At 65.5% G+C, this 15463-nt stretch carries 12 protein-coding genes; 4 read left to right on the forward strand and 8 right to left on the reverse strand.

Annotated features, from left to right (window positions below; translation table 11 throughout):
- Position 1 precedes the first annotated feature (1 nt).
- The 3 genes from ceoB to C7H84_RS25670 are packed head-to-tail and all read right to left on the reverse strand — an operon-like array spanning position 2 to position 5373.
- Positions 2 to 3217 carry a multidrug efflux RND transporter permease subunit CeoB gene (gene ceoB, locus C7H84_RS25660; protein ID WP_121861403.1) on the reverse strand — a complete coding sequence of 1072 codons (3216 nt, stop codon included), beginning with the start codon at positions 3215 to 3217 and terminating at the stop codon, positions 2 to 4.
- 46 nt (positions 3218 to 3263) lie between these two features.
- Positions 3264 to 4481, reverse strand: a complete 1218-nt coding sequence (gene ceoA / locus C7H84_RS25665; RefSeq protein WP_121861404.1) for a multidrug efflux RND transporter periplasmic adaptor subunit CeoA — start codon at positions 4479 to 4481, stop codon at positions 3264 to 3266.
- 31 nt (positions 4482 to 4512) lie between these two features.
- The gene (locus C7H84_RS25670; RefSeq protein ID WP_121861405.1) at positions 4513 to 5373 is read right to left on the reverse strand and encodes an alpha/beta hydrolase; all 861 of its coding nucleotides are present in this window, start codon (positions 5371 to 5373) and stop codon (positions 4513 to 4515) included.
- Positions 5374 to 5546: 173 nt separating this feature from the next.
- Here C7H84_RS25670 and ceoR point away from each other — a divergent pair, with 173 nt between their 5' ends.
- A complete protein-coding gene (ceoR, locus tag C7H84_RS25675) occupies positions 5547 to 6551 on the forward strand; it encodes a putative multidrug efflux transcriptional regulator CeoR (protein ID WP_121861406.1) in 1005 nt (334 codons plus the stop codon).
- Between the two features lie 105 nt (positions 6552 to 6656).
- Here ceoR and C7H84_RS25680 read toward each other — a convergent pair whose 3' ends face one another.
- Both C7H84_RS25680 and C7H84_RS25685 read right to left on the reverse strand, forming a co-directional pair.
- Complete coding sequence (locus tag C7H84_RS25680; RefSeq protein ID WP_121861407.1) at positions 6657 to 7262, reverse strand: hypothetical protein; 606 nt, start codon at positions 7260 to 7262, stop codon at positions 6657 to 6659.
- Between the two features lie 280 nt (positions 7263 to 7542).
- Positions 7543 to 7875, reverse strand: a complete 333-nt coding sequence (locus C7H84_RS25685) for an H-NS histone family protein (protein ID WP_121861491.1) — start codon at positions 7873 to 7875, stop codon at positions 7543 to 7545.
- 303 nt (positions 7876 to 8178) lie between these two features.
- On the opposite strand from C7H84_RS25685, the gene C7H84_RS25690 reads away from it, so the two are divergent.
- Both C7H84_RS25690 and C7H84_RS25695 read left to right on the forward strand, forming a co-directional pair.
- Positions 8179 to 8865 (forward strand): response regulator transcription factor, encoded by a 687-nt coding sequence (locus C7H84_RS25690; RefSeq protein WP_121861408.1) that lies wholly within the window; start codon positions 8179 to 8181, stop codon positions 8863 to 8865.
- A 267-nt stretch (positions 8866 to 9132) separates the two neighbouring features.
- Positions 9133 to 9429, forward strand: coding sequence for a DUF4148 domain-containing protein (locus C7H84_RS25695; RefSeq protein ID WP_121861409.1), 297 nt, complete (start codon positions 9133 to 9135; stop codon positions 9427 to 9429).
- A 230-nt stretch (positions 9430 to 9659) separates the two neighbouring features.
- Here C7H84_RS25695 and C7H84_RS25700 read toward each other — a convergent pair whose 3' ends face one another.
- From C7H84_RS25700 to C7H84_RS25710, 3 genes are all read right to left on the reverse strand, one after another.
- Complete coding sequence (locus C7H84_RS25700; protein ID WP_121861410.1) at positions 9660 to 10739, reverse strand: purine nucleoside permease; 1080 nt, start codon at positions 10737 to 10739, stop codon at positions 9660 to 9662.
- 379 nt (positions 10740 to 11118) lie between these two features.
- Positions 11119 to 12183 carry a selenide, water dikinase SelD gene (gene selD / locus C7H84_RS25705; protein ID WP_121861492.1) on the reverse strand — a complete coding sequence of 355 codons (1065 nt, stop codon included), beginning with the start codon at positions 12181 to 12183 and terminating at the stop codon, positions 11119 to 11121.
- A 279-nt stretch (positions 12184 to 12462) separates the two neighbouring features.
- Entirely contained in the window at positions 12463 to 13971 is a 1509-nt protein-coding gene (locus tag C7H84_RS25710; RefSeq protein ID WP_121861411.1) for a PLP-dependent aminotransferase family protein, read from the reverse strand.
- A 126-nt stretch (positions 13972 to 14097) separates the two neighbouring features.
- Between C7H84_RS25710 and C7H84_RS25715 the strand changes: the two genes are divergently transcribed.
- Positions 14098 to 15381 carry a 4-aminobutyrate--2-oxoglutarate transaminase gene (locus tag C7H84_RS25715; RefSeq protein WP_121861493.1) on the forward strand — a complete coding sequence of 428 codons (1284 nt, stop codon included), beginning with the start codon at positions 14098 to 14100 and terminating at the stop codon, positions 15379 to 15381.
- The last annotated feature ends 82 nt before the right edge of the window (positions 15382 to 15463 follow it).

The raw sequence follows: 15463 nt of genomic DNA on the forward strand, positions 1-15463 counted from the left end.
CTCAAGCATCGGAAGCCGACGCGCCCGCAGCCGGTACGCCCGAAGGCGACGCGCCATAGCCGGCCGAGTCCTTGCCGGCGACGTGGATCTTGCCGCCCGCGAGCGTACGCAGCACGACATAGAACACCGGCGTCAGCATCAGCCCGAACAGCGTCACGCCAAGCATCCCGAAGAACACCGCGACACCCATCGCATGGCGCATCTCCGAGCCCGCACCCGTCGACGTGACGAGCGGCACGACGCCCATGATGAATGCGATCGACGTCATCAGGATCGGGCGCAGCCGCAGGCGGCTCGCCTCGATCGCGGCCTCAAACGGCGTCCTGCCGTCATGCTCGAGTTCGCGTGCGAACTCGACGATCAGGATCGCGTTCTTCGCGGACAGCCCCACCAGCACCATCAAGCCGATCTGCGTGAAGATGTTGTTGTCGCCCTGCGTGAGCCACACGCCCGTCAGCGCCGACAGAATGCTCATCGGCACGATCAGGATTACCGCGAGCGGCAGCGTCAGGCTTTCATACAGCGCGGCGAGCACGAGGAACACGAGCAGCACGCTGATCGGGAACACATACATCGCCGAATCGCCTGCAAGAATCTGCTGGTACGTGAGGTCGGTCCATTCGAACCGCACGCCGCGCGGCAGCGTTTCATGCGCGATGCGCTCGATCGCGGCCTGCGCCTGCCCCGACGAGAAGCCCGGTGCCGGACCGCCGTTGATGTCGGCCGCCGTGTAGCCGTTGTAGCGCACGACCATTTCCGGGCCAAACGTCGGCGTCACCGTCACCAGCGACGACAGCGGCACCATCTCGCCCTTGTCGTTGCGGGTCTTCAGCTGCAGGATGTCGTCCGCGCGCTGACGGAACGGCGCATCGGCCTGCACGCGTACCTGGTACACGCGTCCGAAGCGGTTGAAGTCGTTCACGTACAGCGAGCCGAGATACACCTGCATCGTGTTGAACACGTCGGTGACGGGCACGCCGAGCTGCTTCGCCTTCACACGGTCGAGATCGACGTTCAGCTGCGGCACGTTGATCTGGTAGCTCGTAAACAACGGACCGAGCTCCGGCGCCTGCTGCGCGCGCTTGATGAAGTCGTTGGTCGCATCCGACAGCTTCGCGTAGCCGACCGCGCCGCGATCCTCGATCTGCATCTTGAACCCGCCGAGCGTGCCGAGGCCGAGCACCGGCGGCGGCGGGAACACCGCGACGAACGAATCCTTGATCGCACCGTACTGCTGGTTCAGCGCGCCGGCGATCGCCCCGGCCGACAGCGCCTTGCCGTGCCGTTCCGAGAACGGCTTCAGCGTGACGAACACGATGCCCGCGCTCGAGCTGTTGGTGAAGCCGTTCACCGACAGCCCCGGGAACGCGACCGCGCTCTCGACGCCCGGCTGCTTCAGCGCGATCGAACCCATGTCGCGGATCACCTTCTCGGTGCGGTCGAGCGACGCGCCGTTCGGCAGCTGCGCGAACGCGATCAGGTATTCCTTGTCCTGCGCGGGCACGAAGCCGCCCGGCACGATCTTCGACACGAGCACGGTCGCGCCCACCAGCACGAGATACACGCCGAGCATCAGCGTCTTGCGCGACAGCACGCCGCGCACGCCGCGGCCGTAGTTCTCCGCACCGCGATGGAACACCTTGTTGAAGCGCTTGAAGAAGCCGCCGAGCACGCGGTTCATCACGCGCGTGAGCCAGTCTTCCTTGTCGCCATGGCCCTTCAGCAGGATCGCGGACAGCGCCGGCGACAGCGTCAGCGAGTTGAACGCCGAGATCACCGTCGAGATCGCGATCGTCATCGCGAACTGCTTGTAGAACTGGCCGGTCAGGCCCGACATGAACGCGAGCGGCACGAACACGGCGACGAGCGTCAGCGCGATCGCGATGATCGGCCCGCTCACTTCCTGCATCGCCTTGTAGGTCGCCTGCCGCGCGTTCATCCCGCTTTCGATGTTGCGCTCGACGTTCTCGACGACCACGATCGCATCGTCGACCACGATCCCGATCGCGAGCACCATCCCGAACAGCGACAACGCGTTGATCGAATAGCCGAAGCCGAGCAGCAGCGAGAACGTGCCGATGATCGACACCGGCACCGCGATCAGCGGAATCAGCGATGCGCGCCAGGTCTGCAGGAACACGATCACGACGAGCACGACCAGCGCGATCGCCTCGAGCAGCGTGTGCACGACGGCCTTGATCGACGAACGCACGAACTGCGTCGGGTCATAGACGATCTTGTAGTCGACGCCGGCCGGCATGTCCTGCTTCAGCTCGGCCATCGTCTTGCGCACTTGGTCGGAGATCTGCAGCGAGTTTGCGCCCGGCGACTGGTTGATCGCCATCGCGACGGCCGGCTTGTTGTCGAGCAGCGAGCGCAGCCCGTATTCGGACGCGTCGAGTTCGATCCGCGCGATGTCGCGCAAGTGCGTGACGCCGCCGTCCGGCGTCGTCTTCACGACGATGTCGCCGAACTCGTCTTCCGTCTGCAGGCGGCCGCGCGCGTTCACCGACAGCTGCAGCGGCGTGCCGGGCAGCGACGGCGACGCGCCGATCACGCCGGCCGCGACCTGCACGTTCTGCTCGCGGATCGCCTGCACGACGTCCTCGGCCGACAACCCGCGCTGCGCAACCTTCTGCGGGTCGAGCCATACGCGCATCGCGTAGTCGCCCGAGCCCCACAGCTGCACCTGGCCAACGCCCTGGATCCGCGACAGGCGATCCTTCACGTTGATCAGCGCGTAGTTGCGCAGGTAGGTCATGTCGTAGCGGTTGTCCGGCGAGATCAGGTGGACCACCATCGTCAGCGTCGGCGAGCTCTTCACCGTGGTGATGCCGAGCCGCTGAACGTCTTCCGGCAGGCGCGGCAGCGCCTGGTTCACGCGGTTCTGCACGAGCTGCGTGGCCTTGTCCGGATCGGTGCCGAGCTTGAACGTGACGGTGATCGTCATGTTGCCGTCGCTGTTCGCCTGCGACTGCATGTAGAGCATGTCCTCGACGCCGTTGATCTGCTCTTCCAGCGGCGACGCGACCGTCTCGGCGATCACTTTCGGGTTCGCACCCGGGTACTGCGCCTTCACGATCACCGAAGGCGGCACGACTTCCGGATATTCCGAAATCGGCAGCAGGAACATCGCGATCACCCCGCCGAGCAGGACGATCACCGATAGGACTCCTGCAAAGATCGGCCGGTCGATAAAGAATTTGGAAATGTTCATGTGTGGCTCTGTCTGGTTGAACGCGGAAAACGAAGCGGCGTGCCGCTTACGATTCCGCCTTCGCCGGTGCGGCCGGCTTCGCGCTGTTCGCGAGCGGCGCGGACGGCTCGTCGCCGCCCGTCATCGGGACCATGTGCGGCTTCACCTGCGCGCCGGGGCGCACGCGCTGCGTGCCGTTCACGACCACGCGATCGCCGGCGGCAAGCCCGCTCACGATCACGCGCCGGTTGCCGTGCTGCAGGCCCGGCTGCACTTCGCGATACGACACGCGGCCCTGCTGGTCGACGACGAACACGAACTTCTTGTCCTGGTCGGTGTTGATCGCCGCATCGTCGACGAGCAATGCCTGATGGGGCGCGCTGCCGCCCACCTTCACGCGCGCATAGAGGCCCGGGACGAGCGTGCCGTCCGCGTTGTCGAAGCGCGCGCGCACGCGGATCGTGCCGGACGACGTGTCGAGCCGGTTGTCGACCGAATCGATCTCGCCGCTGCGCGAGTAGCCGGACTCGTTCGCGAGGCCGAGCTCGACCGGCACCTTGCGGCCGTTACGTGCGCCGTTGATGTATTGCAGGTAGGTCTGCTCGTCCGCGTCGAACGACGCGTAGATCGGCGATACCGACACCAGCGTCGTCAGCGGTGCGGCGGATGCGCCGGCCGACACGACGTTGCCGAGCGTGATTTCCGCGCGCGACACGCGGCCCGAGACCGGTGCCGTGATCCGCGTATAGCCGAGGTTGATGCGCGCCGTCTCCAGCGCGGCTTCGGCCGCCTTCAGGTTCGCGTTCGCTTCGCGCGCGGCGTTCTGCTTCTCGTCGTAGTCGCGCTTCGCGATCGCGTTGTCGCCGATCAGCCGCTGTGCGCGCTGCCAGTCGCTTTGCGTATAGCCGTTGCGCGCCTGCGCGGCGGCGAGCTGCGCGGCTGCGCGGTCGACTTCCGCCTGGTACGGGCGCGGATCGATCACGAACAGCACGTCGCCTTTCTTCACGAGCGCGCCGTCCTTGAAGTTCACCGCGACGATGGTGCCCGACACCTGCGGGCGCACGTCGACTTTCTCGACCGCCTCGAGGCGGCCCGAATAGCTTTGCCAGTCGGTGACGGTCTGCGGGACGACGGTCGCGACGTCGACTTCGGGCAGCGGCGCCGCCGCTTTCTCGGGTGCGTTCGCGTTCACGCGCATCGCGCCGAACGTGCCGAGGCCGACGACGGCGAGCGTCACGATCGCCGCTGTCGCGATTCGAGAACGGGAGGTGCGTAGGATGGCCATGTGGATCTCCGGTAAGCGTGGATTGGTCTGGTTATTCGGAACGGTTCGGCTGGCGCGCCTGGAAGCGGCACGCGAAGAAGCGCACGGCTTCCTCCAGCGCGGCTTCGTGCGTCGCGAGCGCGGCGTGCGTGACGTCCGGGTAGCGGATCACCTGCGTGAGCACGCCCGATGAAATCAGGCAGCCCGCATATTTCTCCGCTTCGACGTGCAGCACGTCGTTCTGCGCGGTGACGACGAGCGTCGGCGGCAGGCCCGCGAGGCGCACCGATTCGAGCGGCGCCGCATACGGGTGCATGCGCTGCGCCGCCTGCGGCAGATAGGCGCGATAACAGGCCGCGCATTCGCGCGCGGTGATGTCGGACGAAAGGCGTTCGGCGTCGCCGATGCGCGTCATGCTCGGGTCGAGCATCGGCCCGAACAGCGCCTGCGCGACGATCGGCACTTCGCCGCGATCGCGCGCGATGAACGCAAGACAGTTCGCGAGCTGGCCGCCCGCATCGTGCCCCGCGACACCGATCTTCTTCGGATTGCCGCCGAACGCACGGGCGCGCGTCGCGGCCCACACGGCAGCGCGATACGCATCTTCCGGCGCGGCCGGAAACGGAAAGGCCGGTGCGAGCGAATAATCGACCGACACTACGAGAGCTGGTAAGCGTTCTGCTAAAAAGCGCGCGGCGAAGTCGGCGTCGTCCAGCGTGCCGCGCACGAAACCGCCGCCGTGGAAGTAAAGCACTACCGGTAGTCCGGTCTTGTCCGCACGCCGATAGAGACGCAGCACGATGTCCTGCGCGTAGCCGGGGATTTCCACCTCCGCGACCGTCAATGCCGCGCCGGCTCTGGCTTCGGCGGGCAATGCGGCTTTCAGGAATTTGCTGAATTCAGAAGCGTCCATGACGATGAAGCATCCATTTCGAGATGGAACGAATTCTGGGTCCGGCAGACATCGGGATAAATGCCTATAATCCGGCAACACAATTCAACGCCCCCGAACAATCCCAGGCTGCGTCGCCTACAAAGCGGCGCAGCCTCTTTGTTCCTGAGGCTCATTAGATCGTGGAGGTTGTGATGGACCGGCTTCAGGCCATGCAGGTGTTTACTCGCGTCGTCGATACAAGCAGCTTCACCAAGGCAGCAGAAACGCTCAGCCTGCCGCGGGCGTCCGTCACGACGATCATTCAGAATCTCGAAGCGTTCCTCGGCGTGCGCCTGATGCACCGGACCACGCGCCGGCTGTCGCTCACGCCGGACGGCGCCGCGTACTACGAACGGTGCGTGCGGATCCTCGCCGATGTCGAGGAAACCGAAGCAAGCTTCCAGGCCAACAACCGGAAGCCGCACGGAAAGTTGCGTATCGACATGCCGGGCTCGATCGGGCGGCTGCTGGTGATTCCGTCGCTGTGCGAATTCCATACACGTTACCCGGACATCGATCTGCAGCTCGGCCTGTCGGACCGGCCGGTCGACCTGCTGCAGGAAGGCGTCGACTGCGTGATCCGCGTCGGTGCGCTGCAGGACTCGTCGCTCGTCGCGCGCCGCGTCGGCCTGTTCGAATGCGTGACGGTCGCGTCGCCCGACTATCTCGAGCACCACGGCGAGCCGCAGACGATCGACGACCTGAGCCACCACAAGGCCGTCAACTACTTCTCGAGCCGCACCGGCCGCACGATCGACTGGACCTTCCTGATCGACGGCAAGGAAGTCGAGATGAAGATGGAGGGCATCGTGTCGGTCAACGACGCCGATGCGTACGTGACGTGCGGGCTCGAAGGCTTCGGCCTGATCCAGCCGCCGCTGTTCATGGTGCTGCCGCACTTGCGCGACGGCCGCCTCAAGGAAGTGCTGCCCGGGCTGAAGCCGCTGCCGATGCCGATCTCGGTCGTGTATCCGCACAGCCGGCACCTGTCGCCGAAGGTGCGCGTGTTCGTCGACTGGATCGCCGAAGTGTTCGACCGCTGCCCGCTGCTGAGCGGCAAGGGCAGCCTCGACGCGACGTGCAGCAAGCGTACGTTCGAGGAAGCCGAGCGCGCGCCGGTGCTCGATACGCCGGTCATCAACGAGTGGGTCGCGTAGTCGTCGAGTAGGCGTCGAGTGGTCGTCGAGTAATCGTCGCGGAACGCACGGCCGGCGCCGTGCTGGCCGGCCCGTAGCCGCGCCGGTCGCGTCCGCGTTCAGCGTTCAGCGTTCAGCGCACGACGGACGCATGCTGCGCGCCGGCCGCTTCGTGCGTGCCAGCAGGCGCGCCACACCGACCCGTTGCGTACGGACTTGCCGGCCGCACTGGCGGTCGATCGCATCGATCTGGCTGCTCAGGCAAGCGATGGTCTGCTCGACACCGCGACGGACGCTCGGATGGCACCGCGCCAGCGATTGATATTCCGCGATCAACGCATGGGCGAGCTGTCGCCGGCGTTGCACGAGCGCCTGAACATAGTGCAGGTCAGGGTCCGACAAGGGTTCGATGACGCTTGCGCCGGGCACGAGATCGTCCAGCATACGTGCCAGCTCCGCCATCAGGCGGGCCTGCGCGCCCTTTTCGCTGGACGGCGGTCTGTCGACGAACCCCCGGGCCTGATGCGGTTGCACCACCGCGACCGGCAATCGCGCCGCCTGCAGCGAACAGGCGACCATGCACTCCAGACCGCCGGCGGCCTCCACCACCACGAGGCGCGGCAACCATTCGGCCACCGCATCCGTGAGCGACTCGATACCGAACGTCTCGTTCCGGTATCCGAATACGAGATGCACCGACGCCGCGCACACTTCGAGCGTATCGCGCGTCACACCAATCCCGACCCGAACCGACCGCGGCCAGCCCGGCTCACGCGCTTGGCCCTCCGCCTCACTGACCATACTGCACCCCGATGTGTCCGTTGCACGCCACAGTCGTGACGTTCACATTGAAAACTGTCACATTGAAAGCGTATTGTTGGGTGAAACCGGTTCCAATTCCGTGCCTGAGTCGCACGGCAACGTACCGACAGAGCAACGCGAATCGGCGGGGTGCTGCATCGTTGGACCAGCGGCCCGCGGAATCAAGAATCGATGTCGACATCATGATTGATCAGCAATTTTCCAGTTCGGGGCTCTCGTCAATCGAGCTGCCGTTTTCTGCCGCGTCGATGAGAAAGTGCGTCCGGTCACGGCCACGCATCCATACCGGCTCCCGGCCGACTCCCGACCATGTCTGGCCCGTATCGGGATTGAAATACTTCGCGCGACGTCTCCTTGCAGTCGCGCGCGGCCGAGACGGGAATAAGTCGTTCTGCGTGAATCCGAATTCCTCGATGCAATTCCGGACTTCATTCAGCACAGCGGCGGAAATGGCCTCTCGCTCGCGGGCCAGCTGCGCTTCCAGAAGCGCCTTCTTTTCGATAAAGGATTTATAGATCAGCATGACGTCCTCCACGATGCGTTGCATCGCCAGTTAAGAATCCATCGAATTCGCAGTTACGCAGGCTGAATATAACGATTTAAAAAATTGTTTCGCATGCCCATATGAATATGGACAACTAACATACTAAATCATGATCAACTCAGGCCCCGCATTTTCCATCCCATGTTCAGAATCGTTGACATATGCCGGTGGGCCGCGATGTGAACACGAGCAGAGAATCGTCGATCGAAGCGATGGAACCGGCATCAGGTTTCGCACGGCCGGACGCGATCTCGTCATTCGATACAAGGGCTCACCCATAAGATGAACGTTTTATATCTCGAGGACGACCTTACGCACGTCCAGTTCGTCACCTCGATACTGGAAGACGCGGGATATCACGTACATGCCGTCGGGGACGGCAATCAGGCGATCCGCTACCTCGAACGTTCGGTCGTCGACCTGCTGATTCTCGATTGGCAAGTTCCGGGACTCACAGGCTTCGACGTGCTCAGATGGGCTCGAGAAAGGATCGGCGGCGGATTGCCGATCCTGTTCCTCACGATCCGTGCGCCGGAGCAAGGACTCGTTGCCGCGATCAATGCCGGCGCGGACGACTACATGGTCAAGCCGATCAACCGTTGTGAATTGCTGGCGCGCATCGGTGCATTGTTGCGTCGCGCCTACCGGAGCGGCAGCCCGGAGCAGGTCCGGTTCGAAGTAGGCTTTTACGGCTTCGATATGAAAGCACGTGAGATCACGTTGCGGGGTGAACCGATCAAATTGACGCCGCGCGAATTCGATCTGGCCGTCCTGTTGTTTCGTCATTTCGGCCGCATCATGCCTCGCGATGCGTTGATTCGTTCACTATGGGGACGCGACATGGCAGGCGCATCGCGCAGCCTCGATACGCATATTTATCGGTTGCGGACGAAACTCGCGCTGCATCCGTCGAACAACGTGCGACTCAGCGCGATTTACTCGCTCGGCTATCGGGTCGAGGGCGTCTGACACGGCGAATGCCGGCGGTGTACGAACCGTTGCGGGGTCGGAAGAGAGCGTTGCCGGCGGCACCATGCCCGTCGACCAGGGAAGCGGGAGCCGTGGCGATTGTTCGACGTTAGCGATAATTCTATTCGTCAAAGCGGCATTTATCCGGGCGCGGCTCGTCCCTAGAGTAAACCCTGTCGCGCACCTCGTTGCGCATCGAACAGCCCCGTTTGACGGGACCGGAGCAAGCGCTCACGCGCCAACTCCGACCAACACAGGAGTTACGTCATGAACCGCCGCCATCTTCTCTCCGCCGTCGCGCTCGCACTCGCCGTGTCCGCACCGTCCTTCGCCGATACGGACGCCCCGCATGCCGGCGACTACGGCAACACGTCGTCGTACTCGCAACACAACAATGGCCCGCGCACGCGCGCCGAAGTCAACGCGGAAGTCGAGCAGGCACGCAAGGACGGCACGCTCGCGTACCTGCGCAAGGCGACTTCGTATCCGCAAGGGCTCGAGCTCGCGCAAGGCCCGTATCGCTCGATGCCGGAAAGCAATCAGCTCGCTGGCGGGGCCCGCTAAACGTCGGTAAACGTGCAACGCCGCGCAGCAGATGATCCGCCGCGCGGCGTCGCGATGCCGCTGCCGAACAATCGATTACTCAGTTAGTTGCAGGAGTCTGTGATGAACGACCACCTTCCTTCGCCGCTCGATCATTGGGACGACACGACGCCCGTCTGGACGCCGTTCCGTTCCTCGCCGCAATCGCATTGATGTTTGCGTCGCGTGTCGCTGATACCGTCATGCGATCATCAGCGGCGCGGCACGCCATCGCGCCATTCGCCCCAGTGCGTGACGATGTCCTGCACGAGCGGATTGCCCGCGCGGTACAGGTTTTCGGTCGCCGGCGCGAAGCCGCCCTGATCCGCGTAGTTGAGCAGGTTGTCGGCGCTCGTCTGCCCCGCATACGGCCGGTCGAAATCGGAGCCCGTGCGCAGTACCGCGACGCGCGACAGGTCGACCCGCTTCACGCTCGCCGCACGCTTGAGCGCTTCATACGTCGCGTTGTCTTCCTGCGCGGTCATGCAGTAGGTGCCCTTGCCGTCGGTGAGGATCTTCGTCCACTGACGTGCGCGCTCGCCGATCAGCGTGCCCGAGAACCACGTGTTGCCCGATGACGTGTCGCACTGGATCACCGTCGGCGGCCGGTTCGCCGGCGCGTACGTGAACTTCGCACGTGCGGCCTGAGCCTGCGCGCTGTCGGCCAGCACGACGTTGCGCGACAGCGCATACGCGGCGTCGGTCAGCTGCGGATTCAGCTGGAACACTTCGGTGCGGTAGTCGAGCGGCGGCTTGTCGTTCGGGCTCTTCGTGTTGATGCCGAGATAGCCGGTGTTCCAGCCGGCCGGAATCTCGCGCGCATCGAGTTCCCACTGCAGGCTGAAGTCGACCAGGTATTTCGACCATGCGGCGGAGCCGACCGTGCCTTGCGCGGGGTCGACGCCCGCGATGCCGGATACCAGGAAGTACGTGCGACGCAGATCGAAGCGCTGCGAGAACGTGAGGGCCATGATCGTCGCGGACGCGTTCGCGTAGCCCATGCCCGTCGTCACCACGCACACGTCCTGCTTGTTGCAGTGAACGGCCGGATAGTCGGGCGACAGGCCGGGCACGGTGATGTCGCGCCACGGACCGAGCCGGTCGAGCCATGCCTGGCCTTCCGGGCCGAACATCGTGATGATCATGACCTTGACCGGGCGGCCCTGTGAACCGGTCTCGGCGAATGCCGCGTTGCCCGCGTCGTTGCCCTGGTTGTCCTGCGCGATCGACGGCGCGGTCGCACAGGCGGCAAGCGAGAATGCGGCGGCAGAGAGAATGGAGCGAGTCAGCATCGGCGTTCCTTGTTTCGGTGATTGGGTGAGAACGGCTGTCGGAGACTGCGCGAGGGAGTATAGAACGCGGGCGCGCGGTGCGGAACCCGACTACGAATCGGGGCGGCGTTCCCTGTTCAACGCACGCGTGCGGCACGCGAGCAAGGCCCGACGAGATCAACCTGCGCGCCGCGCCATAACGTCAGGAATACTATCTTTATGGTCGGCGAATGTACCGTGGTGACAATGCCGACGAAGATTGCCCGATGCGAACCACGACGAGCTGACGTGATTCGCGAATGACTGATCGACCAGGCAATCCTTCACCAGTCGTCGATGCCTTCATGAGAAGGCATCGATTCTATCGACCGATAGCAATCCGGCGTGAGAAAAAAACGCGTCAGGCGACGTCGACGCGAGAAGGCCCGTCCACCATCTCGCCGATCACGGCCGCGCGGTCGAAACCGTCGGCGCGGAAGCATGCGAGCACGTCGTCGACTGCTTCCGGTGCGCACGCGACCAGCAGGCCACCGGAGGTCTGCGGATCGGTCAGCAGCGCCTGCGCGACCGGCGGCAGCCCTTCGGCGAGCCGCACGTCAGAACCATAAGCAGCCCAATTGCGCCCCGATGCACCGGTGAACACACCGTCGGTGACGAACGCCTCGACGCCCGCCAGCCACGGCAGCGATGCGTAATGCACGCGTGCGGTGAGCTTCGCGCCGCGCGCAAGCTCGAGCGTGTGGCCGAGCAACCCGAAGCCCGTGACGTCGGTCAGCGCATGCACGCCCGGCAACGCAGCGAGTTCGGTGCCCGGCCGGTTCAGCTTGGTGGTCGTCGCGACCATCTGCGCATAGCCTGCGTCGTCGAGCTGGTTCTTCTTGAGCGCGGCCGACAGCACGCCGACGCCGAGCGGCTTGCCGAGCACGAGCACGTCGCCGGCGCGCGCCGCCGCGTTGCGCTTCACGCGCGACGGATGCACGACGCCGATCGCCGCCAGCCCGTAGATCGGCTCGACCGAATCGATCGAATGGCCGCCCGCGACCGGAATGCCGGCATCCGCGCACACGGATTCGCCGCCGCGCAGCACGGCCGCGATCGTCTCGTGCGGCAGCACGTTGATCGGCATCCCGACCAGCGCGAGCGCGAGAATCGGCTTGCCGCCCATCGCGTACACGTCCGACAGCGCGTTGGTGGCGGCGATGCGGCCGAAGTCGAACGGATCGTCCACGATCGGCATGAAGAAATCGGTGGTCGCGACGATCGCCTGCTCGTCGTTGAGCCGGTAGACGGCTGCATCATCGGAGGTCTCGGTGCCGACCAGCAGATCGGGGAACAGCGCCGGCGGCGTCGCGCGCTTCAGCAGTTCGGACAGCACGCCCGGCGCAATCTTGCAGCCGCAGCCGCCCCCGTGCGACAGGCTCGTGAGGCGCGGAACGGCGGGCGGGTGGAGGGTGGCTTCGGTCATCGTCGGCATCCGGTGAATAACAACGTTCCATTATCGACAATTCTGCGGGAGCGCGCCCGATACCCACATATTCGAACGCGCCGGCCCGCTCCCGCCGTTTCATGATTCGAGCCTATCGGCCAGCGAAAACACCCTGTCAGGTATGCCTTCGACGTTTGCGCTACGCCCCGCGAGAAGCGACCTTAAGCCTTCCCGCGGGCATGAAGAAGGCAGCAGCTTGCCTCGCACCGGATCGATCATCTGCGCCATCGCGATGCGATGATGCGGGTGACTCGCCCTTCAAGCGGCCACCGCCGACTTCCCGAACGCCCGCTCGTCGATCGCCTCGGCGAGCGTCGCGAAAGCGGCCGGGATCTCGTCCTCCGGCACGCACGCATAGCCGAGCAGCAAGCCCGATGCGGCGCGCTTGCGCTCGGCGTAATACCCGGACAGCGGCCGCACGACGATGTTGCGCTCGAGCGCGGCCTGCGCGACCGCGCGATCGTCGACGCCGTCCGGCAGCCGCGTGACGAGATGCAGCCCCGCATCGCTGCCGAGCGCCTGCAGCGTGTCGCCGTAGCGGCGCGCGACCGCATCGAGCAGCACCTCGCGGCGCTGCCCGTACAGCGTGCGCATCTTGCGGATATGCGACACGAAGTGCCCTTCCGCGATGAACTCGGCGAGCACCGCCTGCTGCAGCAGCTGACCTTCGCGATACAGCTCGGCGCTCGCGGTCGCGAAGCTCTCCGCGAGCGGCTCCGGCGCGACCAGGTAGCCAACGCGCAGCCCCGGGAACAGCGTCTTGCCGAAGCTGCCGACATAGATCACCTGCCCCGACGAGTCGAGCCCCTGCAGCGACGCGAGCGGCCGGCTGCCGTAGCGGAACTCGCTGTCGTAGTCGTCCTCGATGATCCAGCAGCCGTGCTGGCGCGCGTATTCGAGCAGCATGCGCCGCCGCGCGAGGCTCATCACCATCCCGAGCGGGTACTGGTGCGACGGCGTGACGAGCATCAGCTTCGGCGGCTCGGCGAGATCGGCGGCCGACGGCGCGATCCCTTCGTCGTCGACCGGAATCGGCCGCGTGGTCAGCCCCGACACGTTGAGCACGCTGCGCACGCCCCAGTAGCACGGATCCTCGGTCCAGATCGCGTCGCCCGGATCGGTCAGCAGCCGCACCGCGAGGTCGATCGACTGGTGGATCCCGGTCGTGATCACGATCTGCTCGGGCGTGCAGCGCACCGAACGGGACGTGCGCAGGTAGTCGGCCAGCGCCTCGCGCAGCAGCGCGAGCCCGCCGCCGGGCGCATAGGTCAGCAGGTCCGGGCGCAGGCGCCGCCAGTACTTGTTGTGCAGCCGCGTCCACACGCGCGCCGGAAAGCGGGACACATCGGGCACGCCCGGCATGAACGCGCCGCCCTGGCGCTTCGACACGCCCGCGCCTTCGACGAGCCGCGTGCCGCGCGCGGACAGCCGCCGCGCCGGCGACGCGACCACCGCCGTGCCGGCCGCCGGATCGGACGGCGCGCCGACGATCTCGTCCGGCGCGCTGTCGGCGACGAAGGTGCCGCGGCCCGTTGCCGAGTTCACATAGCCTTCGAGCGCAAGCTGTTCGTAAACCTGCGTGACCGTGTTGCGGGCGATCCCGAGCTCGGCCGCGAGCAGCCGCGACGACGGCACGCGCGTGCCGGCCGGCAGTTCGCGCGACAGGATCGCCTGCTGCAGCAACCGGTGCAACTGCCGGTAGATCGGCTGTTCGCTGCCGCGCACGAGGCGCTGCGCCAGCCAGTCCGACAACACGCTTGCGCGCATGATTGGCTCCTGAATATTTATTGAAATGGCTCTGATTGCCGGAGCCAAATGTGATTATAGTCGCCTCCATGGGCTGCCAACGCGGCCGTTTCTTATCCCACCGGACAGAACATCAAGGAGATGACCGTGAAGAATGCCGACCTGCAGGCCCGCAAGAACGCCGCCACCCCGCGCGGCGTCGGCGTGATGTGCGATTTCTACGCAGCCCGCGCCGAGAACGCGGAGCTGTGGGATGTCGAAGGCCGCCGCTTCATCGATTTCGCCGCCGGCATCGCGGTGCTGAACACGGGCCACCGCCACCCGAAGATCGTCAAGGCGATCGCCGACCAGCTGAACAACTTCACGCACACCGCTTACCAGATCGTCCCGTACGCGTCGTACGTCGAGCTGGCAGAGAAAATCAACGAACGCGCGCCGGGCGACTTCCCGAAGAAGACCGCGTTCTTCACGACCGGCGCCGAAGCCGTCGAAAACGCGATCAAGATCGCGCGCGCCGCGACCGGCCGTCCGGGCGTCATCGCGTTCTCGGGCGGGTTCCACGGCCGCACGATGATGGGCATGGCGCTGACCGGCAAGGTCGCGCCGTACAAGCTGAACTTCGGCCCGTTCCCGGGCGACGTGTTCCACGCGCCGTACCCGAACGCGCTGCACGGCGTGACGACGGCCGACTCGATCAAGGCGATCGAGATGCTGTTCAAGGCCGACATCGATCCGAAGCGCGTCGCCGCGATCATCTTCGAACCGGTCCAGGGCGAAGGCGGCTTCAACCCGGCGCCGGCCGAGTTCGTGCGCGCGCTGCGCAAGATCTGTAACGAACACGGCATCCTGCTGATCGCCGACGAAGTGCAGACGGGCTTCGCGCGTACCGGCAAGCTGTTCGCGATGCAGCACTACGACGTGCTGGCCGACCTGATCACGATGGCGAAGAGCCTCGCGGGCGGCATGCCGCTGTCGGGCGTCGTCGGCCGTGCGGACGTGATGGATGCAGCGGCGCCCGGTGGCCTCGGCGGCACCTACGCGGGCAACCCGCTGGCCGTCGCATCGGCGCACGCGGTGCTCGAGATCATCGACGAAGAGAAGCTGTGCGAACGCGCGACGCAACTCGGCGACGTGCTGAAGGCGAAGCTGAGCGCACTGCAGGCCGACGTGCCGCAGATCGCCGACGTGCGCGGTCCGGGTGCGATGATTGCGGTCGAGTTCCTGAAGCCGGGTTCGGGCGAGCCGGACGCCGAATTCACGAAGCGCGTGCAGACGCGTGCGCTCGAGCGCGGCCTGCTGCTGCTCGTGTGCGGCGTGTACTCGAACGTCGTGCGCTTCCTGTTCCCGCTGACGATCACGCAAGCCGTGTTCGACGAAGCGCTGGTGATCCTCGAGGAAGTGCTGAAGGAAACGGTCGGCGTGCCGGCCTGAGTTCCCGTCCGCTTCAACTGAATGCGCCGCCGCCGTCGTGAAGAGGGCGGCGGCCGTTTCACCTCTTCATAGCAGGCGATTC

Source organism: Burkholderia sp. Nafp2/4-1b (assembly GCF_003635165.1).
GTDB lineage: Bacteria > Pseudomonadota > Gammaproteobacteria > Burkholderiales > Burkholderiaceae > Burkholderia.